Origin of the sequence: Pseudoalteromonas sp. 78C3 (genome assembly GCF_002836695.1) — a bacterium.
Taxonomy (GTDB): domain Bacteria; phylum Pseudomonadota; class Gammaproteobacteria; order Enterobacterales; family Alteromonadaceae; genus Pseudoalteromonas; species Pseudoalteromonas arctica.
Genome location: NZ_PJAV01000141.1, coordinates 15,366 through 41,815, shown reverse-complemented (window position 1 = coordinate 41,815; position 26,450 = coordinate 15,366). Strand labels below are relative to the sequence as shown.

Sequence of the window (26,450 nt, the reverse complement as noted above, 5' to 3'; positions counted from 1 at the left end):
GTGCATACACAGTGTGTGTTTATATCAGTGAGGTTTGAGTTTAGTTTAGAATAGCCCTCAATGCAATCGTTTGCATTTTAAATTTAACATTAACTCAACATGATTTATAAACTATCTTTTACTTGATTGGCGGGTAATCAGTTCAATATCAATTACTTGTGATTCAACTTTTTCACCAGCTAGTTGCTGCATCAACTTTTGAACTAATAGCGTGGCTGCGTACTGTGTGTTTTGTCGGATAGTTGATAATGAAGGGTGGCTAATGTCGGCCATAGCAATATCATCAAAACCTACTAGAGCGACATCATTAGGAATGCTTACATAACGCTCTTTTAAGGCTTTCATGGCACCTAAGGCAACCATATCACTACATGCAACTATAGCATCAAAATAAAGGCCTTTTTCACGCAGTAATTGGTTAATTGATTGATACGCTGAGCTACTTGTAATATCAATAGATACAACATGTTGCTCTAATTTATGGGATGCTAATGCGGCAGAGTACCCTCTATGACGCTCACTAATTTCACCATGTTCTGGGTCGCCTAAAAATACAATGTTTTTAGCTCCGTGCTCTATTAAATGCGTTGTTGCTTGCAAGCCTCCCAAGTAATTGTCACTTCCTACAATGGGGTAGTTGCTAGGTGTTTTAGGGTCTCCCCATACCACCAGCGGAATACCTGCGTTAGCTGCATTTTCTATATTGGTTTGGTTTTTACCTTGACCTACAACAATAATACCGTCTGCACGGCGGCTATTAATAAAATAATTAGCCCAATCGTCTTGCGCCATGATTGAATTAGATAGTAAAAGCTCTAACCCTTGCTGATTAAGTGCAAGATTAATTTCGCTCACTACTTTAAGTAAAAACGGATCGCTAATCGACTGCTCTGTTTGTTCGTCAAGGTTAATTATAACCGCAACTACATTGGTTTTTTGTGTCCGCAACCGACTTGCAGCCGTATTAAGACTAAAATTATGCTCTTTAGCTAAGCGCTGAAGTTTATCGCGGGTTTCTTGCTTAATTAGCGGATTATCATTAAGCGCACGCGAAACTGTAGAGGTAGACACGCCTGCTAGTTTCGCTAAATCAGTTAATTTAATTTTTTTGTTATTCATGATCTTCCTAAATAGTCGCTTACCACTGATCAATACAATTATCTAACTCGCTGACAATATAGCATTATTATTTTTTGCTGGCGCGAACAACGACCCAAAAAGTGTTTAACATATAAATAAGCTCAATAAATAAACTATATAAATTCATAAATAATTTACAAATAAATATTGCAAACGTTTGCATTTATCTCTAAGGTTTCAATATACACAGCCTATTTACAATGATTTTTAGTAAAAAGACTGCAGTAATACACTGTTTAATACACTAAAAACGGGATCACACACATGAAAATCAGTAAAGCAAAAAGTACACTAGCGTGTGCCATTACTTTAGCGCTTAGCACTCAATGCGCATTTGCTGCAGAGCAAGCACAAGAAAAACAAAAAGTTGAGCGTATTGTAGTATCAGGAACACCCACAGGTGTTGGAATAAGAAAAATAGATGCTAGCTATGCGGTAACTAATATCGATAGTGAACAAATTATTAAATTGTCTCCAAAAAGCACCGCTGACTTATTTAAAGCAATACCTGGAGTTTGGGTAGAAAGCTCAGGTGGTGAGTCAGGTGCGAATGTATTTGTTCGTGGTTTTCCTGGCGGTGGGGATGCCCCATTTTTAACGCTAAGTATTGAAGGTTCACCAATTTACCCAGCATCAACCTTATCGTTTTTAGAGAACTCATCAATGTTTCGTGTTGATGAAACCATTGAGACAGTAGAAGCCCTGCGTGGTGGACCTAATCCTGTTTTATCTAACGGACAACCAGGATTAACAACCAATTTTAGATTAAAACGTGGTGGCGAAGAAACAGAAGGCTTATTTAAATACACAACTTCTGATTACGACTTACAGCGAGTTGATGCTGTGATGAGTGGTGAAATTACTGACGATTTATACTTTATGGTTGGCGGTTACGTAAAAAGCTCACCGGGTATTCGTGATGCGGGCTTTACTTCTGAAAAGGGGAGCCAATTTACAATCAACATTACTAAAGATTTAGATAACGGTGAGCTTAACTTTTATACCCGCCAAACAGACGATCACGGTGCATGGTACTTACCAACACCCCTTAATGTTGATGGTATTGACGCAGAATATACGCAACTTGGTACGCTAAATCGTCAAGCAACAATATTTACAGGCCCCGATGCACAAGCACTTGATATTGACCTAGGTGATGGCAGAGGGTGGGACGGCCATGTTTCGGGCGGTAGTATTAAGCTAGAGCTAAAAGGTGGTTGGCATTTTTCAGATCGCTTTAACATTACCAAAGGCGATGCAAATACCTACGGTTTAGTACCTAGTGGCTCAGCAACAACGGTTGGAGCAGTTGCTGATAACGGCCAAACTGCATTTGGAGCAGTTACAAACACTGAATACGCAAGCGATACCCCAGTCCAACAACTTGGTCGATGGGTAGTACTTAAAGAAATCAGCTCATTTACTAATGATTTAGCTTTTTCGAAAAAATTTGGCGACCTATCAACAACCTTTGGATATTACACTGCAAGTACTTCAGCAAAAGATTGGTGGAGCTTAGGTAACACTGCATACCATGTACTTGAATCAGGTGGCGAAGCATTGGCTGGGATTGAATGTAATCAAAACACCGATGGTTGTGATTTTAACTACGACATAAGCTCAACAGGTGATGCGCGCACTAACGCGTTTTATGTCACCGGTGAATACAAATTTGCTGATGCGTTTACACTTGATGTTGGCGTACGTCAAGAAAACCACGAAGTAGAATACAGTGTAGATGAGGGCCTTGACGGTATTATTACTAAAACCGTTAGCTATGATGAAAGTAAAACATCGTGGACTACAGGGTTAAACTATTCAATTAATGATGATATGGGTGTGTTTGCCCGTGTTAACCGTGGTTATAAAATGCCTTACTTTGATGACTTTAGAGATAACTTTGATGCTTACGAAGGCGGCGAAAAGCTTATTAAAGAAATAACTCAAGGCGAGCTTGGCTATAAGTTAATTACTGAATCAACCGACTTTTATGCAACCGTATTTGTAAATGAAGTTAAAGGCGACACATTTGTAAGACGACCTGGCGTACCAGCAGAAATTTTAACAAACGAAGCATACGGTATAGAGCTTGATTACAACTTTAATCATGATTCTGGTTTTTCTGTTAATTTAAATACGACATTACAAGATGCTGAAATTACAGAGAGCCCAACAAACGATGGTAACCAGTCGCAGCGCCAACCAAAATGGCAAGTACGTATAACGCCAAGTTACGATTTTGAGCTACAAGGTATGTATGCAACTTTATACGGTACGCTTTCAGCGGTTGATGATCGCTTTGGCAATAACGAAAACACTGTAACACTCGACGGCTACGAAAAAGTTGATTTAGGTTTAATATTAGAACCAATGGAGGGCATCAAGCTTCAAGTAGCAATAGATAACTTAACGGATGAGCAAGGCATTACAGAAGGTGATCCACGTAATGCTGATGCACCAAATGGTCGTTACATTATGCCTCGTACAACGCGCTTTAGTGTAAGTTACGCGTTTTAAATAAAATACAATATAAAGGGAGCATTCGCTCCCTTTCACTTTAATTAACCTAAACAAGTGAATTTAAAGGCTACTCAATATTCGCTTTTAATTTATTCAGCGCATCAACCGAAAAACCTCGATCATAAAAATATAAAATTTCGCCGCTGCTATTTATAAGTACCACACGAGAGTTATTTGGGCTTTGATTACCAGTAAACTTTTGAACTGTCTCGCCATCTTTATAAATAGTGATTACCCCACCCCATAATTCTTTAGGGATGCCTTTGCGCATACCGCTGTCTATAAATGTGCTAAACATACGTGGTGCCATGCCGGCAATGGTTGGTAGTTCGTAGGTAGGAAGCGTAACACCTGCCATATCTAAACCAATTAACCAACGGTCTATATCAAACTGGCTGTCTTGCTTGTACCCAATGAGCAGTAGTGTTTTATCTGCTTTAAAATCACTAGGTATAGTCACCAAACTTTGCTCTAAGCTTTCGCCACTAATGCTTGGGAACTGCTTACCTGTTAATTGCTGGTTTGGGTACTGTGTTGTACATGCGCTAAGTAGTAAAAGTGCAAAAGCACTTAATGTTAATTTGATCATAATAAACCTAATATTTATAAATTTCATACCGATACGTTTAGTATGGCAGCTGAGATCTAAAAATGCTGACTAGTTATATAATTTTTAAATTTAGACGCAGTCATGGGCTTACCGTACTTCCAGCCTTGTCCGTAATGCACACCCGCTGTTTTTAAAATGGCTTCTTGCTCAGTGGTTTCAATTCCTTCTGCTACACAGGTATAATTAAACTTATGCACAAGTTCCATAATATTCGGGATCATAGAGGCTTTTAAGCCCTCAGTTGTTATATCTTGAACAAACGTACGATCAATTTTAAGTTGATGAAAGCTCAAATTTTGTAAGTTTCTTAAATTCGAATAACCCGTACCAAAGTCATCTAATGATAAGTTAAATCCCGATTCAACCAAGGTTCTAAAATGAGCATGCGCGATGCTTGTATCAAGGTATTCGTCTTCAGTTATCTCTAAACAAATAATAAAGCGTGAATTGGTAAGCTCTGTAATTTGTGGCAGCAACGACACGTTACCCAGCTCTACATCACACGGAAATATATTAAGCGACACTTTAAAGCCTTCAGGCAATACCTCTATAGAGGTTAGCTCTTTGATTGTGGTGGCAATCATGGCCTCAGTAAAAGTCCAGGTTAAATTGTTTTTTCTAATAACCGGAATAAACTCATCTGGAAATAGAACACCGTACTTATCTTCAAAACGTGCAAGTACCTCGCAACCAATCAGCTTGCCACTTTGCAAACAAATAATAGGCTGGTAAGTCCAATAAAATGATCCCTTTTTGAGTCCTTTACGAATACGCTGATTAATAGAGCGACGTGCAGCAATTCTTGCATCAACTATTAACGCACTCGATATTCCCGCTAAACAGGTTAAAATTAACGAAATTATTAGTAATAAGTGGTTATTAGAAAAAAACAGACTCCAAGGTAAGTGCACTACCACACAATATTGACTATTTGTAGAACTGCAAACTAAATTAGTTTCGTAAGGAAAGAAAACATTGTTTTTTACTTGAAGGTAGAGATCCTCTTTACCTGCTAAATGATGCAATGTATTTGGTGTTTTATAAACAACTTCCCAATCTGGCACAGTAATGCCAATGTTGGTAAAGGGAGTACTCTGCATAATTAAATTATAGTCCCCTTGTCTGACTATAATTACTTCCATAGGGCGCTCACTAAATAATAATAGATAAAGCTCTGGCTCAAAACGAACCCTCACCTGTTCATCATCTCGAATAAAGTCAGGCTGTTTGTCGTTAATTGGTTTACTTAATAAGCCTGCACCCGTAGTACAAACTAGCTGATTATCTTTAAAAAAACCTATATCAATTACATATTTTGCGTCAAATAAAGCGCGGCGCATCTCAAGAAGAGTTGTGTTGTCACACTGTTTAAACGCAAGCTTATTTAATGGGGTAAGTATTCGACGCCTCTCTGCAATTGCACCTTCTACATGAGTGAGAATATACTCAGCATCTGACTTTGTTTGTGCTGTTAATTGCTGCGCTGCAAAATTGAGTAAAATAATACAGCCAGTTATAAAAACTAACACTCCGGTTAGAACGGCTATAATAGATTTTTGTTGGTACTTTTTCATAGCATCTCGAAGTTGTTAATTTATATCACTACTTTATTAGATGATTGCATAAGTCGCATTAAATTCACACAGATAGATTTAACAATTATTGAGTGAGTTTTGAACCAATTGCGCTATTTTAAAGCCTATTGCCAAATGTTGGATATCATCAAAATGAATCCCATCACCACCTGTTATGTTAATGAACGAGTTAAAATCAATAAAAGCGCACTTATTATTAGCTGTAACGCTTTTAAATGCACTAGAGAGCTTTGTTGCTTTTGTATCAGCCTCTTCATAAATACGTGAATACTGCTCGGTAATTCTTATTTTAGGTGGGCTAGCAATAATAATTTTAGGGGGTTTTAAAGTACTACCTTGCTGATAATAAAAGTGTATTGAGTTAATTAAATCATTCAAGCCATCTGCTATTAAAGTAGGTGTTAAATTAAAACGTTTTTTAAGATCGTTTGTACCAAGAGCTATAATAATAAAGTCGAGATCATGCTTATCCAAATAAGGTTTTAAATAGCTAACACCATTAATCACACCGTCAAACGGGGGATTATGCACTAACGTGCGATTAGGTTGCCCTGCCTCTATTATGTTAAAGCCCCACCCTAAGTGTTTATTTAATAACGATGTCCAACGGGTATTTTCATCAAAGCGTTTTCCCGTTACAGGGTTTAAGCCCCATGTATTTGAATCCCCAAAGCAGAGAATATTTTTTGTCATGTTAATTATTAAAATGGATTGAGTGTATAACCCTGCTGTTGCAGCTGGGCATGTGCTGTCATCGCCGAAAGTGACATTTGCACACCTTCAATTAGTTGTTCTGGTGCTACTTTATGATGCGTAGCCGATTGCCCACATACATAAACCACGGTGTTATTGGCCAACAATTGCTTTATTAAACTTTGATTTTTGTTATCTGCTTTAAAACGTTCTTTATATTCACTATTAGCCAATACATCAACGCTAGCACTACCATGTACCACTAACGCTAATTGAATGTTATCTGGCTTTACACCGTGTGCTACATGCATATTAATAAAACGTGCAAGTGAGTTCATTGAATTGTTCTGCTCACCTTTTTTAGCGCCATCACCAACATCAAAGGCTATTTTGAATACCGTAGAGTCATTTATCTGAACATGCTCCGGTACACTATAAAAGTAACCAAAGTCTTTAATAAGGTTTTCACCCGCTTGCGAAAATGGGCTTATAAGTAAAAGCAATAATAGGTATTTCATAAACAATCCTGTGTTTTAAATAAGTTAACCTATTTATAAAACTAACAGAAGCAAAGAAGAAAGGGCAGCTTATCATGCTGCCGATTGAGTGTTTTTATGATGGTGGTTAATAAACTGCATACCTAAATAGCTAAATGTTCGTTTAAACATCTCTACAAAAATATCAGGCGCTTCAAGCGATGATGCGTTTGATAACAACGAAAAATCTTTATTACGTAAAGCCCGTAACTTCGGCTCCAAGGTTTCGTCATCCATGTAATCTGTGATCCTATCTATAAAAGACTTCATTTGTACCGTAGTGTTATACCAATAAACAGGAGACGCGAACACCCAATGGTCGTACTTTAAAACCGCTTCAAATAGCGCGTAAAAGTCATCATTTTTATAGTTTTTGTTATAGCAGTATGACGCAATTTTATAATCATCTAGACAAATTACACGCACATCATTTTGCTCGGCAAAGCTATTAACATGGGCTGTGGTATTGCCGTTTTTACGTGCGCTTGAATAAATAATAATGGTTTTCCGATCATTTTTATATTGCATTTAGTTAGCTCTTTTTTTAATGTGGTAAAAGCTTAAAACCTCAAGTTATATTGAGGTCAACTAAAGGATTAAAATAATGTCAGTAGGACAAAAAAAGTTAACCGAAGCTAACCTAACCGTTGGCTATGTAGCAAAAAGAAGTGGTGTAAAAGTATCTACTCTTCACTTTTACGAAACGAGATTTTTAATTAAGAGCTGGCGAAATAATGGTAATCAGCGACGCTATAAACCTGATGTATTACGCCGTGTAGCTGTAATAAAAGCAGCTCAAGCGATGGGAATTACGCTCGATGAGATTAAAAACACCTTAGCTACCCTACCCGACAACCGCACACCAACAAAACAAGACTGGTCAGCACTTTCAAAACATTGGCAAGCGCAACTTGATGAGCGAATTGCTCATATGCAACGCCTGCGCGACAAAGTAGACGGTTGTATAGGATGTGGTTGCTTATCACTTAAAAGTTGCCCAATTTACAATAAAGATGATCATTTAGGCGAAAATAAAAGCGGCGCTGTGCTTTTAAATACATAGTCTTTGCCTGTGTAAAAAGTTCTCCACTTTTGTATAACAAAAATAAATACCCCTCTTAGGAGTTGGGCCAACAACGCCTTAAATATAAAGGCTAACTACGCCTCATTATTGAGTTATTAAAGAAGGTTTTTTTAGTCCGTTTATTGGTAATACGTTACTTTGCTAACAAAATAGCCTCAGGCACTACAAAAACTCTCTATTCATTAATATAGAGTCATGCATATTGAGCCATGAACTCGCGTTTAACTGCTTCGCTAGATGATTTAATTAGACAGTTTAAAATAGCTTTAGCTTAAATACCCTCTTTATTAAGTATTTAAGCTAAGCCATACTTAAGTGACTACTTGTAGATATAGGTAAATACATTAAAAGTATATTCAATACGAGTGGCTACATTGCTAACTGGTTAATTTTTAAGTATTCTTGTACGCCTAAAAAGGAAGCAATTATTCAAGGAACGAGCTGTTGGAACCAACTAGTCACATCCCAGAAAACAATAAAAAACCACCTATAGTTACTCAAAAATTTTCGCAAGCCCTTAAAACAGCTAATCATAAAGAACTGAAAAGCACTGGCTTTTGGTTAAATCAATTTTTTATGGTTATTTCTACTGTCTTTGGTGTTTATTTGGCGGCTCAAAGCGGCTTAGAGCAAGCGCTTAAGTTTGATTCATTTAGCAAAATGGAAGATAACTACTATTTGCGCACCTCCTTATTTGACGAAGTTGCTGATAATGCAAACAGTATGGAAGAGTATGCTAATTTACTTGCAAAAAGCCCATCAATAAAAGAAATTGAGTATTTTAAACCAACACTCGAAAAGTACATTTGGCAAACGATGCAGTACTCTCCAACTACACTCGAAACCCCAAGTGAATTACTAACGCAAATACGTCGATTTTACTCAAGAGCTAAATTTTTAATAGACGCTGTAGCTAATAAAAGGATTTCCGCTAGACAAGCAGCTGAAGAATTAAAAGAGATTACTAATTTAATTAAAACTCAAACACTCCCTGCATTAAAAAATAGCGCTAAACAATTAAAAATGGAATTACAGCAGAATGATATTTCTGTTGGTTCGTTAAAGGAACTTACAAATGCCAACTAAAAGCTGTCCACATTGTAAAGATCATCCACTAGAAGTAACCAATTATCAGGGTGAAGAAATAGATATTTGCCGTGAATGTGGTGGCTTATGGTTCGAAAAAAATGAAGTGAATCGCATGATTTCCGAGATAAATGACGGCCCAGAAGGTGATAAATTTGAAACTCACTTTGGTGAGCCATTAGGCGTTTCTGAGCTTGACTGCCCTGATTGTAAAAAAAGTTTAGAACGTTTTCACTTACTGGAAGCTTTTCATACCGAAATTGATGTTTGTAGACACTGCGATGGCACCTGGATTGATAAAGACGAACTTGAAAGTGTTGAAAAAAGCCCTGAAATAAAAGTGAGTTTAGGCGAGCTAAATCAAAAAGTGAGTTGGAAAACCTACTTGTTTCAATTTTTAACGCAAATGCCTATTGAATATAATATTAAGCCACAAAAGACTCCTTGGGTAACTCGCGGTCTTATTGTTTTAAATACATTGATTTTTGCACTTTATTTTTTAAACCCGAGCTCATTCAGCTATGTCATTGATAACTTTGCCATGACACCTGCAGATTTAAGCAAAGGTAATGAGCTATGGACTGTATTAACTTGCGTATTTTTACATGGCTCTATAATGCATTTAGTCGGCAATATGTACTTTTTATATATAGTTGGCGATAACCTAGAAGATGTTTTAGGCCATAAACGCTTTTTGTTATGGTATTTAGCCTGTGGACTACTCGCATCGTTTGCAAGCTACATTGTAAGCCCAATGTCTACAATTCCAGGCGTAGGTGCAAGTGGCGCTATAGCCGGTTTATTTGGCATGTATTTAATGTGGTTCAGACACGCAAGCCTTACTTTTATGTTTATAATTTATCAGAAGAAACTTTCTGCGGTATGGTTCTTCGCTATTTGGTTAGGATTTAACATTTTTGGTGCAGTAACAGGCCCCGATGGCATTGATTATGGCGCGCATATTGGTGGCTTTATAGCTGGATTAATTATTGGTTATATTTTAAAAAGTAAAATATTAGAGCAAAACCCTATTATTCGTCTGCTAAATCAAAAAGAAGCGCAACTTAAACGTTAATTAATTTAATAAAGTCATCAATAATAAATTGGTGACTTTATTAAATCTCACTACATAAACTTATAACTTACAGCGAGTATATACGGTAAAAAAATGTCCTGTGTTTTTAATCGGTATATCGTATGTTATTGGCTCTTCAGTAAGCTCGCACTCTAAATTACTTAAGTTATCAGCAAATAAGCCTTGATGCTCTGTAAAAAGAGTATTTAGAACCCATAAAACTGAATCATCAGTATTTTTATTTTTTATATGAATACTTTGCATTAAAGAGCTATTAAAAAACATGTTTGAAGGCTTTGAACTGCGTATTTTTTTATTATTAAAATAGAAGTAACCATTACTGTCACTTATAGCTTCATCAACATAAGTATCGCCATAAATTAGCTCTCTTGTCACTGTAACGCCTTGTTGAGGCTCACCATTGCTTAATAATCTGCCTTTAATAGACAACGACAACGTAACGTCTTGCTTGTTAAAAAAGCCAAACATATCTGCATATCCTTGCATTGGTATTAATAAAAATAGAATAAGTGTTAACGTCACGCCTGCTGTTCTTGTCTTGATCATAAAAATCCCTCTTGTATTTGTATTTTTAGCCTAACAACAAAAGCCAACTTGTAACATATTTTAAATCGCTATTCTTAGGATTATGCCTATATAGATTTAGCTGATTTACTGGCGATATTAAAAATAACTACAATAATAAAGTCTAAATATTTATACATTGCTATAAGCGAGGTAAGCTGGCCTTAAAGTATTAGAAGTAATAGAAGTAATAGAAGTAATAAATATAAGATGTCATATTGTCAATTAACTAAAATACACAAACCGTTTAACATTCTTCGTAGAATTAATTGAAGATTATTTTTTAGACTGCGAGCCGCCTAAGTACTTATAATTAAGCATATACTCCTTTAACAAACTCAAACTATGTATAGCTCAAGCTCAAACTTCCTTTAAGTTATAAAGCGGCTTTTATAAACACTTAAGGTATTCCCATAAACAGCTGTAGCGCTAAACGCTTTGCTTTGTATTTCCAGGTTAGTTTTTCGATACGCTCAGGCGCACCTTTAAAATGCAGCCAAGGCTTAATTATTTCTTCGTTAGGTGTCGCTCTGAGCCAATTAAAATGAGCAGCCTCTTTATTAAACGTTTGCCAAATTTCGGCTTGTTGAGCAAGTGAAAAGTCGCTCCAAAATTTATTAGGTCGAAAAATTAAACTAGACAGCCACTCTAATTGTGCAAGCTAAACTGTGCCATAAAATCTACTTTTTAGGTTAAAAACTTACCTTTCCTTATCTATTTCTTTTATTTAATTCATTAAATAAAACATTACCGCTGTTAAACCTAAATTACATGCACGAAAATAACTGCATGATGCAGTTGTGATTTATTACTAAATAGTTTGACTGAGCAGTTTAAGTTTATGCGAGTAGTTTTTCACAGTTACTGATGTTCGCTCGCCGTTTTCTGTTTAAATTTTCACAGTAACCGGCTTGTGAGGATGGTCTCCCAACTGCACCATGAAATACACGTGTAAATTGGGTTGTGAGTTTTAACCAGTTTTCTGGCGATATATTCACTCTTTCTAGTAAAGGCAAATGTGTACTTTCAATATACCCTCGCTTATCTTCTCGTATACAACGTCCTGTTAATTCAACAAGTTCAAGGTACGATTTAAGCTCAAACGGGAGTCCTTTTGGCATGATTTGACGTGACATGCCTGCAAAGCGGAGCAGTTTTTTTGGTTGTTTACCCTCTTTTGCGTATGTTAGTCGCTTTTGAACGCTGGTATGGTCAGATTCTTCTGGTGTATTTCCCATTTTTGCTCTGATGGGGTTTAAATCTACATACGCCATGCAGGCAACAAGGGCTGCTTCATCTAGTAATGCTTGTGACGTAAAACGTCCTTCCCAAAATCTACCTGTGTAGTTATCTTCTTTATTTGCTCTGCGAGCAATGCTTTCATTTAACAACCGCATAAACCAACTTATGCAGGATAGCCTTTCTCGGTATTGCTGTACTGTTTGATTAAAAAATATGAGTTCTATTTTGCTTAGCTTTTCGCCCTGGATGTATTTTTGTGTAATCAATGTACCTTTACAAAGCTTATGCCAACGAATAACAATGGCTTTGTCATTCAGTCTATTGGCTTTTTTATCATCAACATACAGTACTAAATGTGTATGATTACTCATTACGGCATAAGCACACACATCAATACAAAATACCTTCGCTAATTCAAGTAGCTTATCTTCAACCCAGCCTCGTCGATGTTCGTAAGACTTACCTGTAAAGTGGTCTTCACCACACAGAAAGGCACGTCGAACACACCGTGAAGTACAATGATAATATTTCGTATCAACCAAACTTACTTGACGCTTTCTTGCAATAGCCACAAGCCACCTGCCTATTTATTGTACTTGCTAAAATTTAGTCACTAAATTAAAAAAGCGCAAATTTAGGATGGATGTCTAGTTTATTTATGATTGTTAAAGAACTACTGTTAGTTAACCGATTTGAAATCCTGGTTCTTCATGGAAAATAGAAAGCTGTTTTTAATATGTTTTCCACAGTTTACAAATCAACCATCAAAAATGAAGTGAATTTTTGCCACAAGGTTTTCCCAAACTTAATTTCACTCTCGGGCTTAATGTTATCTGTGTATTTCCATGGAAATTTAAAAATATCTGGCGGTGTTAGCTTTTTAATAGGTTTTCCCGCCAATAAGTTATCAAGCTGCTCTTCATCATTAAATTCTTTTCTAAGCTCATCATCAGCTTGATTCATTTTCTTTAAAAATGACTTATCAACGCGATACCAAAAGTACTTAGGGCGACCATTGGCTTTATCAAATTCAGCAGTGGTTTTATCAAACTCTCGGTAATATTCAAATTGTGGGATGTCTGCTAATGGCTGAGTAACATCCATAAAGTTTTGTAATAATTCCCAATGTTGAAAACTGCAAGCTATCTCATTGTTGTAAGCAACATCATAACGCTGATCTTCTTTATAATGAAGAAGCGTAAGCCCTCTATGTGGAAATCCACTTTTGGGATTATGTGTAGCTTTGTAATGAGCATTAAATTCTTCAAAGCTTAAATAAGCAAAGCTCTTTGCATCGCTTTTGGGTACTTTAACTACACCTGTTTTACGTTCGAAAATAACTGCTAATTTAAAATTAGATCTAAAATATGGCCATATTACCCAGTTTGAAATTTTTGAAAAACACCAAACAGATAACAACACAGTGTAACTATCAAATGCTTCAGCAATATCTCCAAGCAAAAAACTAGTAATAGGAAAAGCTAGCAAAAGAAACAGTATTGATATGTGGAATATCCCCCAAGCGAAAGTTAAAGTGTCTATGAGACTTACAGGGTTAGAAGCCAAAGGTAATTCCAATCGGCTCTCATTTTGACTAAGAATACTTCGATGCTGGTTTGCTGCACCACTTATATTCAATTTATATTCTAATCTTTGAGAGTTATCAAAGCAGTGCCCAAACACATCACCTCTAGGAAATAACGCTTGCTTACTTTGGTAACGGCAATACATAGAGTCACGCTCATCAGTCGCTATTCCATCTCTATACTTTGTATCTTGCTTGCCTCTGTAAACAGTTTCAGCATACTCTTCAAGCATATTTTATTTCCTTTATTATCCATGCTTTATCTGGTATTTCGCCGGTTTTCCAGTCACTGCGCTCGTCAATGTCCACATAAGGCAAGGTCACATTTTTATCTAACCGATACTGCACTTTTACTTGCCAATCAACGTCAAAGTTTAATGGCCACATCGATAAAATCGGGACAATATATTGAAACCCATTTATAACCCCTGATTCAGTATTTTCTTTTTGGATTATTTGCCAATTTTTATGGTCGTGACGAAATTCATTTTCAAAATGCAAAATGCCCTCATCTTCAATTTGGTAAACTTGAACAAACACCTCTGATTGCCCTAACGCAAAGTTTGGTGTGTCTATATCAATGGTTAATTGGCAATGGGAACTAGTTAGCTTTTTGAACCCTAATGTAACATTTGGGTTCATCAATGTGCCTACCAATGCGGCATAACACTCTTTTGGTTGAGTGCGCCATTTATTATAACTACCAGTACAGCGGTCATCAATATCTTTAGCAAAGGGACCATTTTTAGTCCAAGTTTCTAATTCATTATCCGTTACCAAAATAGCTATGATTGCAATGAGCAGACCGATAGCGATTATTGCCCAACCTAAAGGTGTGGTTAACAATGCTGCTCCTAGATAAATAAAACCTGAGACGGCTACAACACCACTCAAAACATGAAAAAATGCAGCGTCCAAATCGTTCTTTTTGACTGATGTATATGTGTCTAACCCACATAGAAAAACTGTAATTACTAACCCTATTGAACCCAATAGCCTGGAAAGCAGCACAGTTCGACTAAACACCCTAACAGATAGTTTTAATAAATTATTTATTGATGCAAGCCTAAAAGAAGCTACTTCAAGAGATAAAGTAGCTAAACTATAAACTAGATTAATAACTTCTAATTTAACTTTACTTGTAACTTTATCCCCTGCCTTAAACCTTTTAATCATCTCGTTAGCATTAAACATCTCAAACGCTAGCATCACCATTGGTAAGTTATGCTCTAAAACTCTCACACCTTTTAGTTTGACTGTATCAACAGCACCTAGCTTAAAGTCAGGATTATCATATGCTTTTGCATACCGATGCGCTTTAGGTACTACTACTAACTCACCCTCGATCGAATCATATCTACCGATTAAGTCATTATAATCAGTCCAATTCTCTGGATTAAAATAGCCTTTATTGCTTCCAAATGATTTAGGGTCTTCAGAGGCAATTACATTTTCTTTACTATCGTAGATAGTTACTGCATTGGGTGGCGGATTTTTCACACTTTCACGTAGCATTGCACGCCTTTGCTGCCTATTGTTTTGCGTGCGTTTATAATTGGTAATGCCAATTACTGATGGGTTATCGCCTAATGCAGCTCCAGCCTGTTTAATATGTATATCTGCAAAGTCACTAATTCCAAGCGCTTTATTATAAGAGACCATCAAATTTCTAATTTTTACCGTATGCGGTTTTAAAACTCCATTTTGATATTGACTCGCAACTCGCCCCCAGGCGGCAGTTAAATAGCCCACCGCATCTTTAGCTTTACCAAAAAACTCTTTGAAACCTTTATTTGCAAGCAGCGGTTCTTGCTCTTGCTTTTCTTCGATCAACTTTTCATGAATGCGCTTAAACTCTTCAAATCTAAATTTAGCTTCACCGTTATTCTTTTCTTTTGGTAAGGTTTTTAAAACAACACTACCGGGGATACTTATATCAAAATGTCCTTCAGGGATCATAAAACACTCAGATAGCCAGTTGCCTTTCTCAAACGTGTTTTTTAAAAAGCTTTCAATTGCGCTTGTGGCTTTATTTATATTATTTTTACGCTCGTTTTCAGCGGGTAACTTTTCTTTCCAAGGCCTAAATACACCAGTTGAAACATCGTCCATACTCAATATATTTAATACATTAGTGATAAAGTTAAAGCCAAATAAGTAGTCTACATTTTCAAGAGCTACCCAGTCATTCATTACTGGAGCTAAACCAATATAATCACTTTGCTTAGACGTTAAAGCCGAATCGTTATTTAAGTCTTGTAGAAAATCAATAAACTCTTTTTGTGCAATAGGTAACTCTTTAAGTAGTTGTTCTAATTTGTCACTTGAAAGGTAGCTTTCTAAATAATCTTTATCTAAGTGTTTTGCTCCACTACGTAAAAACTTTGCACCAGAACTTAAGTCCGCATACCCCTCTTTTTTAGTTTTTATAGGGGTCATAGAAGTTCGATGTGGAAATATATAATGATCGCGCATCACTTTTTCATGCAAGTCATTATTTAACATTGCTTGATACGCAAGAACACCAGAATCATAGTGCTTTTTATCTGTTAGCTTTTTATTCTCAATCTGTAATTGCAAGAAAATCATTTGGCATTTATTTAATAAAGAAAGCGCAATCCCACCTGGGTCATGGATTGTAATTTGGCCTTCACTCTCTGCTGCGGCTAAATTAATCTGTTGGCAGCGAGCGTTTCGCAATGAATCAGCTAACCCTTGGTCTTCAACATACGTAGGTGCTTTAGCGTTAACACTTTTTTGTCGTGGATCATCTTTGTAAAGTCCGCCGAGGCTCACAATATACTGCCATGACCATTGTGCGATGGAAAAAGCAACCTGTACTGTGGGTTCGGAGAGTGAGCCAGGCTCACAATTTAAGCCGTTTATTTTCTTAGGCAGTAAGATAGTTTGAGTGACTAAACCTGAATATGAACGTTCGTTTTTGCCAAATTCATTTGCCAAATCAACCTCAGATAAACAACCGTTATCAACAGCTGCGATTTCACGCCATAAATAGCCATTTACAAAAATATAATAAAAACCATTTAAATTACTGACAGGTTTTTCGTCATTCCCCAAAACCTGAAATTGTGCAGATTTTGTTTTATTTTTATCTAATGAAGCTTCAGTAAAAACTTTTGGCTTTACTGAAATATACAAAGATTTGTTATCATCATTAGGCTGACTATCAAGAGAAAAAACATCGGCATAACCAAAAGGAATATTAATATTTCCACATTCACCTTTAATCTCAGAATCTAATTTAACTAGCCCCATTTTAACCACCTACCGTAAAATTAAGAGATGCTTTATTACCACTTATATGTTGCTTATCAGCTAAAGGAATTTTTTGCTCTGCAGCTCCCTGCGAAGCCTTTACTAAACCTAACGTTGCATCATTACTATCGACCCCTGTTACCAGGACACTCGCTCTATGGGTTGTTTCAACATTCTCTAAACTATCCCTCATTTCAACACTTAACCCCCTAGGTGATGCGCCACCTGATTGCGCTAGCGGCATAGGCGGGGTGTTTTTTGAGTTTGAAATCATTAAGTCACCTTGGCGAACAGCGGGTTTACCTTCAATAAGTACGTTAAATGAGCCCATAATAAATTCGGCTTTTCCATCGTTTGTACCGCTTATTATGCCTTTTTTGTTACCCGGCTTGTCGCCTTTACTCTTTGAAAAGTTACTTTTGATGTTAGCCGCGCCATTTCCGTTAATTTTTACTGACCCGGCAACACTTGCTACATCACTAGCTGCCGCCATATTTGGATAAGGTATTGGGATAACACTTGGGCCAACCGTCGTTAAACATATATCAATAGTGCTTAGCTTGCCGCCGCTACTTTGGTGCACTGCAGTGCGGCCATTAATCAATACATTTTGCCCTGATACTGTGGCTACTTGCGCTGCTTGCGATTGCGTATCTTTAGTTAATAGCTCTTGACTGCCGGCTTCCCACCCTAAATGACTCGACACTAAATCTAAAAATGCTTGGGCATTAGTGATAGGTTTATTAACATCCATATTGGTTTGAGACTCATTCCACGGCAAAATAGGTTCGTTTTTTTCATCATCCCATTGAGGTGGAGGAATTATGTAGTCAGGTATAAAGGTGCTTACCATTTCACCGAGTGTTTTTTCACGGTATTTGGGGCGGCCTATTTCAGCTAAAAATGCCGCATCTCCACTGGCTCGGTCTTCAAAAATAGCGACATTGCTGGCTTTACCTAATGCGCCGTTACTTCGAGCACTATTATTAAGCCCTAATAGTGTTGGGTTGTTGTGTCGCCATGTTAACGATCCACCTGAGCGCACATCGGCGGTTAGCGCGTCGATGTCGTACTGAACACTGCCTGTTTGTTTACCTGCGGCTGCATTAATGTATGTCATGAATTTTCACTCCTTGAAATTTTTATTAATTGCTCGTTAGGTGAATTAAATAATAAAAACACATGCTGTAACCCTTCATTTAGTGGGTTATTTAAATAGCTATTTGCAAGCACTAAGCCAGCAAAGTCGTTTGCAACGCCTTGATGGCCAATAGTATTATTTAAGTTGGCGAGCTCTATTAATTCGTCTTCTGGGCTATACAATGCTTGTGTATTAGCAAACCATTTTTTTTGCCATGCTAACGACTCCTTTCCTGCAAATAGGTAAGTATCATTAACACAAGCCTCAGCTTGGTTGAGCTGTTCGTTTAATTCACCATTATAAAGGTGTGCACTAAGGGTGCCTTGTAAATGGGTAAGTAATACACATCCACCTTCACCATTAATAATGCCTGGCGGGCCGTTTAACACTTGCACCACGTTATTTTTTGCTTGATGGCTTACGTATTGGTAGCTAACGCAAGAGTCGAGTGCAATTATAAGTGTATCGGGCGCTATGCTTTTTAAATCAAGCGTTGTAGTTTGTTCAAAATCAGGGACTTGCTGCGAAATCACCTCAGCTAAAAGCTCACTGAGGGTATCGTTACTTATTACCGGGTTGTTTAACTCATCCTGTGGTAATACAAACACTATTTGACTTATACGGGATGTTTTTCTAAGGGTTGTAATATCAATATTTTCGAGCAGCTGGCTTAATAACAATAAGCACTTGGTTTGCCTATCAAGCTGAGCAAGCTCTTCTATTTCTACCATTATGTAGGGGGCATCTAAGCTTATATCACACCGTATTAATGCTTTACTCGGTTTAGAAAACAACATTTGGTTTGCAACAGCTGTATATAGGCTGCTTGGTGTACACCCTGTAGCATTTATATGGCAAAGTACATCAAACTTCATTGTTAGCTTCCCTTTTTGCCACGACTAACTGGCTATTTGCGCCTACGTGTATTGCGTCAATATAACCGCGCCATAACAAAGAAAAACTTTGCGCGTCAGAATCAATAACCAACGTATCGCAGCGCAAGTTAATTGTATGTCTGTTTAATGTGTTAACTAGCTGAACAATAGGCTCTTCAAATGGAAGTTCAACTCGTTGGTGCTGCCCATATTCTTGTAACGGGTATAACCCTGAAAGTGAAAACGCCCACCCTTGTGTAAACTCTTTTTTTACTCGCTGATCTAAAGGTGCCATATTGTTAAAATGTTCATCAAGCACTGTTTTAAAAGGATAATTGCCTGCCATAAGTGCTTTTTTATCAATGTCGGGCATAAGCTCTATACGCGGTGACCAATGTGATGGTATAGCTGAAAAGCTTGCAACTGGGGTAGTATGGCTCGGTTTACGAAGTAGTTGGTTTGCGTATTCAATGCAAGGTAATTGCTGCCCTTTTGCTTGTTTGTTTTTAAGCTTAAATCCTCTCCCTATCGGATTTTCAAGCAGATAATTAGACTCATCGTTAAGATCTTTTCCACCAAAAGCATTGCTGTAATTAATGGGTGTAGGCTCAATAATATTCGGATCAGTTGCAACAGGCCCAAGTAAAGAGCGCTTCCAAAAGCGTGCGCCAGTTACACGTAAACGTTTTTTAAATAGTGGCTGCGCTTTATCATGAAGGCCAAGCTCTACTTCAATTACTCGCGCTTGTTTGGCTTTAGGCGGGTAAGCTGTAAAGTCGCCATACACTTCAAATCCATGCTTAAAGGCGACTTGTTCGTTTACTTCTCTAAGTGGTGTATATGCGGGGTCGCCATCGTAGTCATCGGCTACAACAATATCGGGTCCTGGCTCGTTTGGTGTTACATTGCCTTTTTCGTCAAATTCAAAGCTTTGTTTTACAAGGACAACTTTAGCCAGCGTACGGTCACTCAACCAACCATCAAAAAAACTAGCCTGCCAAGGAGAAAAATTATTCAGCACTTGGGCTCTCCGCTATCACACTTTGCCATTGTTTGGCGCTCAGTAATACATGGTACAAACCACAGGCCTTTTGCAGAGGATAATGTGGTGCTACAACACGTTGCACAACTTCACCTGCAAGTATTTTTAATTTTTGTTTTGCATTACTGCACACAAAGCTAATGCCGTTTAATAATTGATCCCCTGGGACAAGTGCAAACGCTTGCCTTGCATGCTCTGCATCGTCAAGGTTTATGCCGCTGTGTACGTTTTTTTCGTTATTTGATTCTACTACAGTTACTTTGTTTGCTTGAGCAAGCGCTCTGTTAGTAATAATTAGCCATGCTGCGTAAGCTGGTTTTTGAGTTACCCCATGCGCCATTAAATTTATAAATAAAGGCAATGCGCGCTTATATACAAAGTGGCTTAGTACATGTTGGCAAAGCCCGGGGTTAGCTTTACAAAAAAGTAGGCAAGGTTCATCCCAGCGCGGATCGTTAGTAAGCCCTGCTAGGGCAAGTAATTTTGCTTTTTTGTCGTCATCATTTGTTTTGGCAAATACTTTAAACAGCATGTCCGATACGTTACTTGCTTTATTACAATAGGCATTCACGAGTGCTGCATAAGCAATATCAAAGTTAGCATGTAGCATGGCACTATTTAGCTCTGTTTCACTCAAGTGCTGTGAAAAAAGTAAAGTAATCGCGTTACTATCAAGCTCTTCTTTTTCGTTGAGTACACTATTGCGCAGTGCTTTATTATCATCTAACTGCCAATAATCAAGTAAGTGCTGTAATACACTGTAATAACTTAAATGTTTGTTCGACTTTAAAGCTAAAAAAGTTTCGCCGCTGTTAAGTTCACTTTTTAAATTAAGACTTTGTAGCAATAGCGCGTAGATACTGTGGTGCTCTGGGCTTTCTAACGCAAGGGTAATAAATTTATCAAGCGCTAAATGGCTTACTTGTGTTAAATTTTTACCTGCAAAGTAATCTGTGGGTGCATCACTTTTTAAATCGCTGAGTGTGTATAAATGATTTAGTAATTGGCTTTCAATTACATTGAGTCGAGCAAGCGGGTAAACACCTTGCGCTTGCAGCTTTTGTTTGTGTTTTAATAAAGTAGTTAAGCGCTGCTGATGCTGCTTAACCTTAGCGACTTGAGCAAACATAGTATTAATTAAGCCTAATTGGCCAGCCAGCCAAGGTAAGATCTTGCTCGCTATTGGCTGTTATATCTCGCCCTTCGAGCACTATGGTGCCATCAGCAAATACTTCTATCGTCCCTTTAGCGGTTTGGAGGCTAATACTTTGCTGTGCTTCAATAGTTATATGGCCTTGGCTATTTTTAATGAGTGCAGCGGGCGCTTGATCTTCATTTGCAAGTAGCCCTGTTACTATAAAGCCTTGTGCAGTGTGGGTAAGTAGTACTGTGTCGCCCACTTGGCATGGTGTTATATGCGCCGCTTGTGCTACAACACTCTGTTCGTCGTTATTTACTGTAACACCTTTAACTCGGCCAAATTCATCGACTTTACTTACAGGTGCAAGTTGCTGATCGTGATTAAATATACTTTTAACTTTAGCGTTCATTAAATTACTCCTTTAACTTAGTTATTACTAATTGCACTGCCTTTAATTGCTATATTAGTGGCACTTAACGTTATATTAGTGGCGTCAATTGTAAGGTTACCCGCAGCATCAATTTCTATACTTGCGCCACCTTGGCTTAACTGAATTGCCCCCTGTCCACTTGCTTTTATAGTAATATTTTTACCACTGTTTAATTCTAAATCACCTTGAGGTGCTTGTAGCTCAAGGTTGCCGTCTACCGAGTAAACGCTAATATCTTGTCGTGCTTGCATTTTAAGCTCATCAGTTGCTGTGAGCTCTAAGTTACCGTCAGTCGCTTGAATACGACTATTTGAGGCTGAGTTTAGAGTTAAATCCGCAGCCGAGGTAACTGTAATATCTCCCTCGCGGGTTTGAATTTGCAGATTGTTTTCTACTCGGGTTGTAAAATTATTAGCGACTGTAAAATTTGCGTCGTTCTCGGCAACAAACTGTAGGTTTTCTTTCGCTGAAATTTTAACATCACCATCAACAGACTTTAACATTGCCTGGTGCGCACCATTTGTTGCATCGAGTATTAATTGGTTTTTATTGTTTTTATTGGCAAGGCTTATCTTCTCTTCGCCTTTTTTGTCATCCATTACAAAGCTGTGCCCAGCTTTAGTTACTAATTTGTTTTCAGTTGGGTTTTCGCTTGTAACAGGATTTGGTGCATTTTCATTATAAAGCGCGCCTAAAATTATAGGCCTATCTAAATCACCATTTTCACCACAAACGAGCACTTCTGTACCTTGAGTTAGTGGAAAATGCATACCGTGCCCGCTGCCACCGTAAGGTTGCATTAAACGTGTAGGACGGCTTTCTTGGCCTTCTCCATCTTGATTAAACGGTAGTTTTACTACGTAGTTACCTTTGTCATCAATTTCTTGCTCAATTAATGCATTAAACGTTGCAAACACACGTCTCGCTGGGCGTAATGGGGCTTTATAAGGCTGGTTAACACTAATTAAATAAGCTTGGTTTTTATACGTTAAGCCCTTTACATTAGAGCCGTATTCAACCGAGGCACTTTGGCTACCTTTGTGCTCTACACGCGTCACTAAATACTGACCATCATGCTCTGGGTGGTCATAAATATTTAAACGCATACCAGGGCGAAGCGCCCTGCAGTCTGTGTCTATTATTATTTGCTCACGTTGGCAATCAAACGCTTGCTGTCTGATAGTTGCTAAGTCTTGCCCTTCGTTTGATTGCCCGTAATTATCACCGTAATGACTATCTTCACCAAAACCAATAACTGACGCACTGTTATTTTTTGAAACTTGCAAATTACCCGGAGCTTGGTAGTTGTAATCATCTAAGTGTGTACTTTGCGGAAATAATTGGGCCTGCCTGCTTATAGCAAAAATTGACTCACTCGTTCTTACTTGCCCAGATGGCGGTACATAGCTTAGGTTTATTTCATCAAACTCTTGCGCTATACCATTAGAATCATTGCAAATATACAATGTACATTCACCACTAGTTTGCTCTACAAAGCTGTACACAAAACCGTGCTTACGCATTAAGCGTGTTACAAATTCGTAATCAGTTTCGTTGTATTGCACGGTCATATCGAGCATGGTTGAGCTTGCTTGTACATTTAACTTTTGCGCAGGGAAACCTGCTTTTTCAAACACACTCGAAATAATTTTACCTGCATCCATAGCAGTAAATACACGGTTAGAATGCTGATGCTTAAGTAATGTTAAATGAGAACTCATGATCAAAGTATAGTGATACCCCTGATGACTTTGACCATGCGCTATAAAACCACTAATTAACCCTGAAATAGTACGATCTAACATTGACCACACTAGTGATAACGATACATCTTTGCCTATTAGTATTTCAGATGTTAAATGTTCAGGGCTCAATACTTGGATTTTAAATTCATAGTCTTCACATAAACGATCGTCCCTAGACTCAAAGTCAGTTACATAGACCATTCCGTCAGGCATGCCCTGTATAGCAACACTAAAGTGACTCTTATTGGCCTTGAGCTCGTTAAATATGTCCATGAATCCCATTTTTACATCCTTTTATTTAAGCGTTATCTGCAAATGTCGCCGTAATTTCGTCTTGTTCGTCAACGGCCAGCGTTAAAATATCAGGCATGTCTTCTTCTGCCATAAACTCTAAAATTGATTTAGCGATACCAGGCAGTATTTGCTGCTCTATAACCGCGTTCACCATACGTGCACCACTATCTGAAAGCGTACATTGAGTAGTCAGTTTTTCTAAAACACTAGCATCTACTCGTAGCTGCATTTTGTGGTTTTCGTGCAAACGTGTGGCAATGGCTTCAAGTTTCAAGCTGACGATAGACTGTAGTGCTTCTGAATCAAGCGCTAAGTAAGGTATAACTTGCATACGGGCAAGTAAAGCAGGCGCAAAAAAAGCAAGTAATTGCGGCTTAATTAAATCAGTAAGTGCACCGATTGATGGTACTTTCCAAGGCGTTCCGTCTTCATTAATAGGTGCTTGCGTTGGATTTAGCGCTTCGTTAATAGCTGCTTCTTGCTCGCTTTGCTGTACCTGTTCTTCCTCGTCATCTTGAGGACTTAGGTCTATAACTGTAGGCGGTGTACATGCATCGATTAACTCTGCTGAGCCTAAATTAGATGTCATGATAATTACAGTATTTTTAAAGTCTATTTCACGTCCTTCACCGTCACGCATCGTGCCACGCTCAAACACTTGGTAAAACATGTTCATTACATCTTTGTGCGCTTTTTCAACTTCATCAAGTAAAATTACTGAATATGGACGCTGTCTTACCGCTTCGGTTAACACACCACCTTCACCATAGCCAACGTACCCTGGTGGTGAACCTTTAAGTTGCGATACGGTGTGCGACTCTTGATATTCGCTCATATTAATAGTGGTTAAAAATTTATCACCACCAAATAATTGTTTAGCTAAGCAGCGAGCGGTTTCTGTTTTACCTACACCAGAGGGGCCAGCTAATAAAAATACGCCTAGCGGGCCTTCATCGTTGCTTACGCCGGCTTTACTCACTCTTAGTGTTTGCGCTATTTTAGCGAGTCCAGCCTGCTGCCCTATAACTTCTTGGCTAATTGTGGCTTCAAGATTAATTAAATTACTAATCTGATCTTTTACCATGGCCCCTACAGGCACACCGGTCCACTGTGAAATAATTTGCGCAACAGCATCGGCGTCTACTTCACTAAATAAGCCGTTGTCTTGTGTATTTTGCTCTTTTAGTGATTGGCGAAGTGTCAGCAATGATTCGCTATCAAGCTCTTGATCAGTTGCCTGCTTTATCTCGTTAATTTGACTCAAAGTCGAAATTTGAGATTCACGCGAGTGAGTAAGTTGCGCCAATTTATTTTGTGCAATAACCAGCTCTTCAACTAAATGGGTAAGCTTATCTTTATCAACAACTAAACCTTGTCCTAGCTCTACATTGAGGCTATTGATTCTGGTTTCTAAGTAATTAATGTGCTCACGCTCAGACTCAATGGCAGCGGGGTCTGTAGCAAACGACATACGTACTCTTGCCGCTGCGGTGTCTAATACATCAATAGCTTTGTCTGGTAATTGGCGACCTGTTATATAGCGCGACGATAAAACGACAGCAGCTTCTATAGCGTCATCCGTAATTTGAATATTATGATGCTCTTGATATTTATCTTTTAAGCCTGCAAGCATTAATTGAGCCGCTTGCTCTGTTGGCTCATCCACTTTAATAAGCTGAAAACGGCGCTCTAGAGCGGCATCACGTTCAAAATACTTTTTATACTCGCTCCATGTTGTAGCAGCAACGGTTCTTAATTCTCCGCGTGCTAATGCTGGCTTTAGTAAATTTGCCGCATCACTCATGCCCGCATCGCCACCGGCACCAATTAAAGTGTGCGCTTCATCGATAAACATAATTATTGGCGTTGTTGAATTTTTAACTTCATCTATTACTGTTTTTAAGCGGCGCTCAAACTCACCTTTAACGCCGGCACCTGCTTGCAATAACCCCATATCAAGCACCAATAAGCGTACGCCTTGCAGGTCACTTGGTACTTGGCCATCAATTATACGCTGGGCAAAACCTTCAACGACTGCTGTTTTACCTACACCTGGATCGCCCACTAAAATAGGGTTATTTTTTCTTCGACGGCATAACACATCGACCATCATACGAATTTCGTCATTACGACCGAGAACCGGGTCGATTTTACCCTGTTTTGCTTTTTCAGTTAAATCTTCACAGTACTCATCAAGCGCAGCTGTACCGTGCGATGAATCTGTTTGATTTGCAGACTTTGATTTAGCTACTGGGTTTAAACGCTCTGAAGATTGCTGACAAATTTTATCTAAATTTTCAGCTAAAAAGCGTGAATCTATTTTATCTAGTAAAGCAGGTAGTTGAAGTACTGGGCTGTAAGGTAATAACTCTGTTAATGAATCAATAAGCGCAGCACCTGTTATAAAATCACTTTTATGCTGAACATTAGCACTTAACCATGCACGCTCTAGCCATTCGTATAAACGACGAGAAAATGTAGGCTTACTTTGATTACCGGCAGGTTGTCTATTTAAAAAGTCTAATAGCTCATGCCATACTTTGTCTTGGTTAATATTAAAGAAATGAAAAATGTGCTCAAGGTCACCATTACTTCCTTCTTCCATTAACTTAATAAGTAAATGCTCAGGAAGCACTTCAAAATGACTACGACTACTCGCAAATCCAGCTGCTGATTCAAGTGCTGTTGCGGTGTGGCCATTTAATTTATCTATGAGTTGTTTTATGCCTTTAGCATCCATTTTTTTATCCTTAAT

Annotated in this window: 21 protein-coding genes; 4 read left to right on the top strand and 17 right to left on the bottom strand. The window is 38.0% G+C overall.

From position 1 onward, the window contains the following. Window positions 1-111 precede the first annotated feature (111 nt). Window positions 112-1,119, bottom strand: a complete 1,008-nt coding sequence (locus CXF76_RS09500; RefSeq protein WP_007378432.1) for a LacI family DNA-binding transcriptional regulator — start codon at window positions 1,117-1,119, stop codon at window positions 112-114. 285 nt (window positions 1,120-1,404) lie between these two features. On the opposite strand from CXF76_RS09500, the gene CXF76_RS09495 reads away from it, so the two are divergent. Continuing rightward, window positions 1,405-3,657 carry a TonB-dependent receptor gene (locus tag CXF76_RS09495; protein WP_024591994.1) on the top strand — a complete coding sequence of 751 codons (2,253 nt, stop codon included), beginning with the start codon at window positions 1,405-1,407 and terminating at the stop codon, window positions 3,655-3,657. Window positions 3,658-3,727: 70 nt separating this feature from the next. On the opposite strand, the gene CXF76_RS09490 is transcribed toward CXF76_RS09495, so the two are convergent. The 5 genes from CXF76_RS09490 to CXF76_RS09470 all read right to left on the bottom strand — a co-directional run bounded on the left by CXF76_RS09490 (window position 3,728) and on the right by CXF76_RS09470 (window position 7,622). Continuing rightward, window positions 3,728-4,249 carry a hypothetical protein gene (locus CXF76_RS09490; protein WP_024591995.1) on the bottom strand — a complete coding sequence of 174 codons (522 nt, stop codon included), beginning with the start codon at window positions 4,247-4,249 and terminating at the stop codon, window positions 3,728-3,730. A 56-nt stretch (window positions 4,250-4,305) separates the two neighbouring features. Continuing rightward, window positions 4,306-5,844, bottom strand: a complete 1,539-nt coding sequence (locus CXF76_RS09485) for an EAL domain-containing protein (RefSeq protein ID WP_024591996.1) — start codon at window positions 5,842-5,844, stop codon at window positions 4,306-4,308. A 78-nt stretch (window positions 5,845-5,922) separates the two neighbouring features. Then, window positions 5,923-6,558, bottom strand: a complete 636-nt coding sequence (locus CXF76_RS09480; RefSeq protein ID WP_024591997.1) for an SGNH/GDSL hydrolase family protein — start codon at window positions 6,556-6,558, stop codon at window positions 5,923-5,925. Window positions 6,559-6,566: 8 nt separating this feature from the next. Beyond that, complete coding sequence (locus tag CXF76_RS09475) at window positions 6,567-7,076, bottom strand: DsrE family protein (protein ID WP_024591998.1); 510 nt, start codon at window positions 7,074-7,076, stop codon at window positions 6,567-6,569. A gap of 72 nt (window positions 7,077-7,148) precedes the next feature. Further along, the gene (locus tag CXF76_RS09470) at window positions 7,149-7,622 is read right to left on the bottom strand and encodes a flavodoxin family protein (protein WP_024591999.1); all 474 of its coding nucleotides are present in this window, start codon (window positions 7,620-7,622) and stop codon (window positions 7,149-7,151) included. Window positions 7,623-7,698: 76 nt separating this feature from the next. Here CXF76_RS09470 and soxR point away from each other — a divergent pair, with 76 nt between their 5' ends. The 3 genes from soxR to CXF76_RS09455 all read left to right on the top strand — a co-directional run bounded on the left by soxR (window position 7,699) and on the right by CXF76_RS09455 (window position 10,339). Then, the gene (soxR, locus tag CXF76_RS09465; RefSeq protein ID WP_024592000.1) at window positions 7,699-8,157 is read left to right on the top strand and encodes a redox-sensitive transcriptional activator SoxR; all 459 of its coding nucleotides are present in this window, start codon (window positions 7,699-7,701) and stop codon (window positions 8,155-8,157) included. 465 nt (window positions 8,158-8,622) lie between these two features. Then, a complete protein-coding gene (locus CXF76_RS09460) occupies window positions 8,623-9,264 on the top strand; it encodes a hypothetical protein (RefSeq protein WP_101163523.1) in 642 nt (213 codons plus the stop codon). After that, complete coding sequence (locus CXF76_RS09455; protein ID WP_101163522.1) at window positions 9,254-10,339, top strand: rhomboid family intramembrane serine protease; 1,086 nt, start codon at window positions 9,254-9,256, stop codon at window positions 10,337-10,339. The genes CXF76_RS09460 and CXF76_RS09455 overlap by 11 nt, the downstream gene beginning before the upstream one ends. Window positions 10,340-10,399: 60 nt before the next feature. Here CXF76_RS09455 and CXF76_RS09450 read toward each other — a convergent pair whose 3' ends face one another. From CXF76_RS09450 to tssH, 11 genes are all read right to left on the bottom strand, one after another. Beyond that, the gene (locus tag CXF76_RS09450) at window positions 10,400-10,906 is read right to left on the bottom strand and encodes a DUF6795 domain-containing protein (RefSeq protein WP_024592003.1); all 507 of its coding nucleotides are present in this window, start codon (window positions 10,904-10,906) and stop codon (window positions 10,400-10,402) included. An 857-nt stretch (window positions 10,907-11,763) separates the two neighbouring features. Further along, on the bottom strand, window positions 11,764-12,738 hold the full coding sequence (locus CXF76_RS09440; RefSeq protein ID WP_024592004.1) for a transposase: 975 nt from the start codon (window positions 12,736-12,738) through the stop codon (window positions 11,764-11,766). Window positions 12,739-12,916: 178 nt separating this feature from the next. Next, window positions 12,917-13,984: a hypothetical protein gene (locus CXF76_RS09435; protein WP_101163521.1), complete on the bottom strand. Its 1,068-nt coding sequence runs from the start codon at window positions 13,982-13,984 to the stop codon at window positions 12,917-12,919. After that, the gene (locus tag CXF76_RS09430; RefSeq protein WP_101163520.1) at window positions 13,977-17,027 is read right to left on the bottom strand and encodes a hypothetical protein; all 3,051 of its coding nucleotides are present in this window, start codon (window positions 17,025-17,027) and stop codon (window positions 13,977-13,979) included. Before CXF76_RS09430 ends, CXF76_RS09435 begins: the two co-directional genes overlap by 8 nt. Window position 17,028: 1 nt before the next feature. Then, on the bottom strand, window positions 17,029-18,147 hold the full coding sequence (locus CXF76_RS09425) for a DUF4150 domain-containing protein (protein ID WP_232785111.1): 1,119 nt from the start codon (window positions 18,145-18,147) through the stop codon (window positions 17,029-17,031). Beyond that, window positions 18,144-19,043: a hypothetical protein gene (locus CXF76_RS09420; RefSeq protein WP_101163519.1), complete on the bottom strand. Its 900-nt coding sequence runs from the start codon at window positions 19,041-19,043 to the stop codon at window positions 18,144-18,146. The genes CXF76_RS09425 and CXF76_RS09420 overlap by 4 nt, the downstream gene beginning before the upstream one ends. Continuing rightward, entirely contained in the window at window positions 19,033-20,064 is a 1,032-nt protein-coding gene (locus CXF76_RS09415; RefSeq protein ID WP_101163518.1) for a DUF2169 family type VI secretion system accessory protein, read from the bottom strand. Before CXF76_RS09415 ends, CXF76_RS09420 begins: the two co-directional genes overlap by 11 nt. Continuing rightward, on the bottom strand, window positions 20,054-21,214 hold the full coding sequence (locus CXF76_RS09410) for a hypothetical protein (RefSeq protein WP_101163517.1): 1,161 nt from the start codon (window positions 21,212-21,214) through the stop codon (window positions 20,054-20,056). Before CXF76_RS09410 ends, CXF76_RS09415 begins: the two co-directional genes overlap by 11 nt. Before the next feature lie 4 nt (window positions 21,215-21,218). Beyond that, on the bottom strand, window positions 21,219-21,635 hold the full coding sequence (locus tag CXF76_RS09405; RefSeq protein WP_007584469.1) for a hypothetical protein: 417 nt from the start codon (window positions 21,633-21,635) through the stop codon (window positions 21,219-21,221). Window positions 21,636-21,652: 17 nt separating this feature from the next. Then, window positions 21,653-23,674: a type VI secretion system Vgr family protein gene (locus CXF76_RS09400; RefSeq protein ID WP_198551854.1), complete on the bottom strand. Its 2,022-nt coding sequence runs from the start codon at window positions 23,672-23,674 to the stop codon at window positions 21,653-21,655. Between the two features lie 25 nt (window positions 23,675-23,699). After that, complete coding sequence (gene tssH, locus CXF76_RS09395) at window positions 23,700-26,435, bottom strand: type VI secretion system ATPase TssH (RefSeq protein ID WP_101163515.1); 2,736 nt, start codon at window positions 26,433-26,435, stop codon at window positions 23,700-23,702. Window positions 26,436-26,450 lie beyond the last annotated feature (15 nt).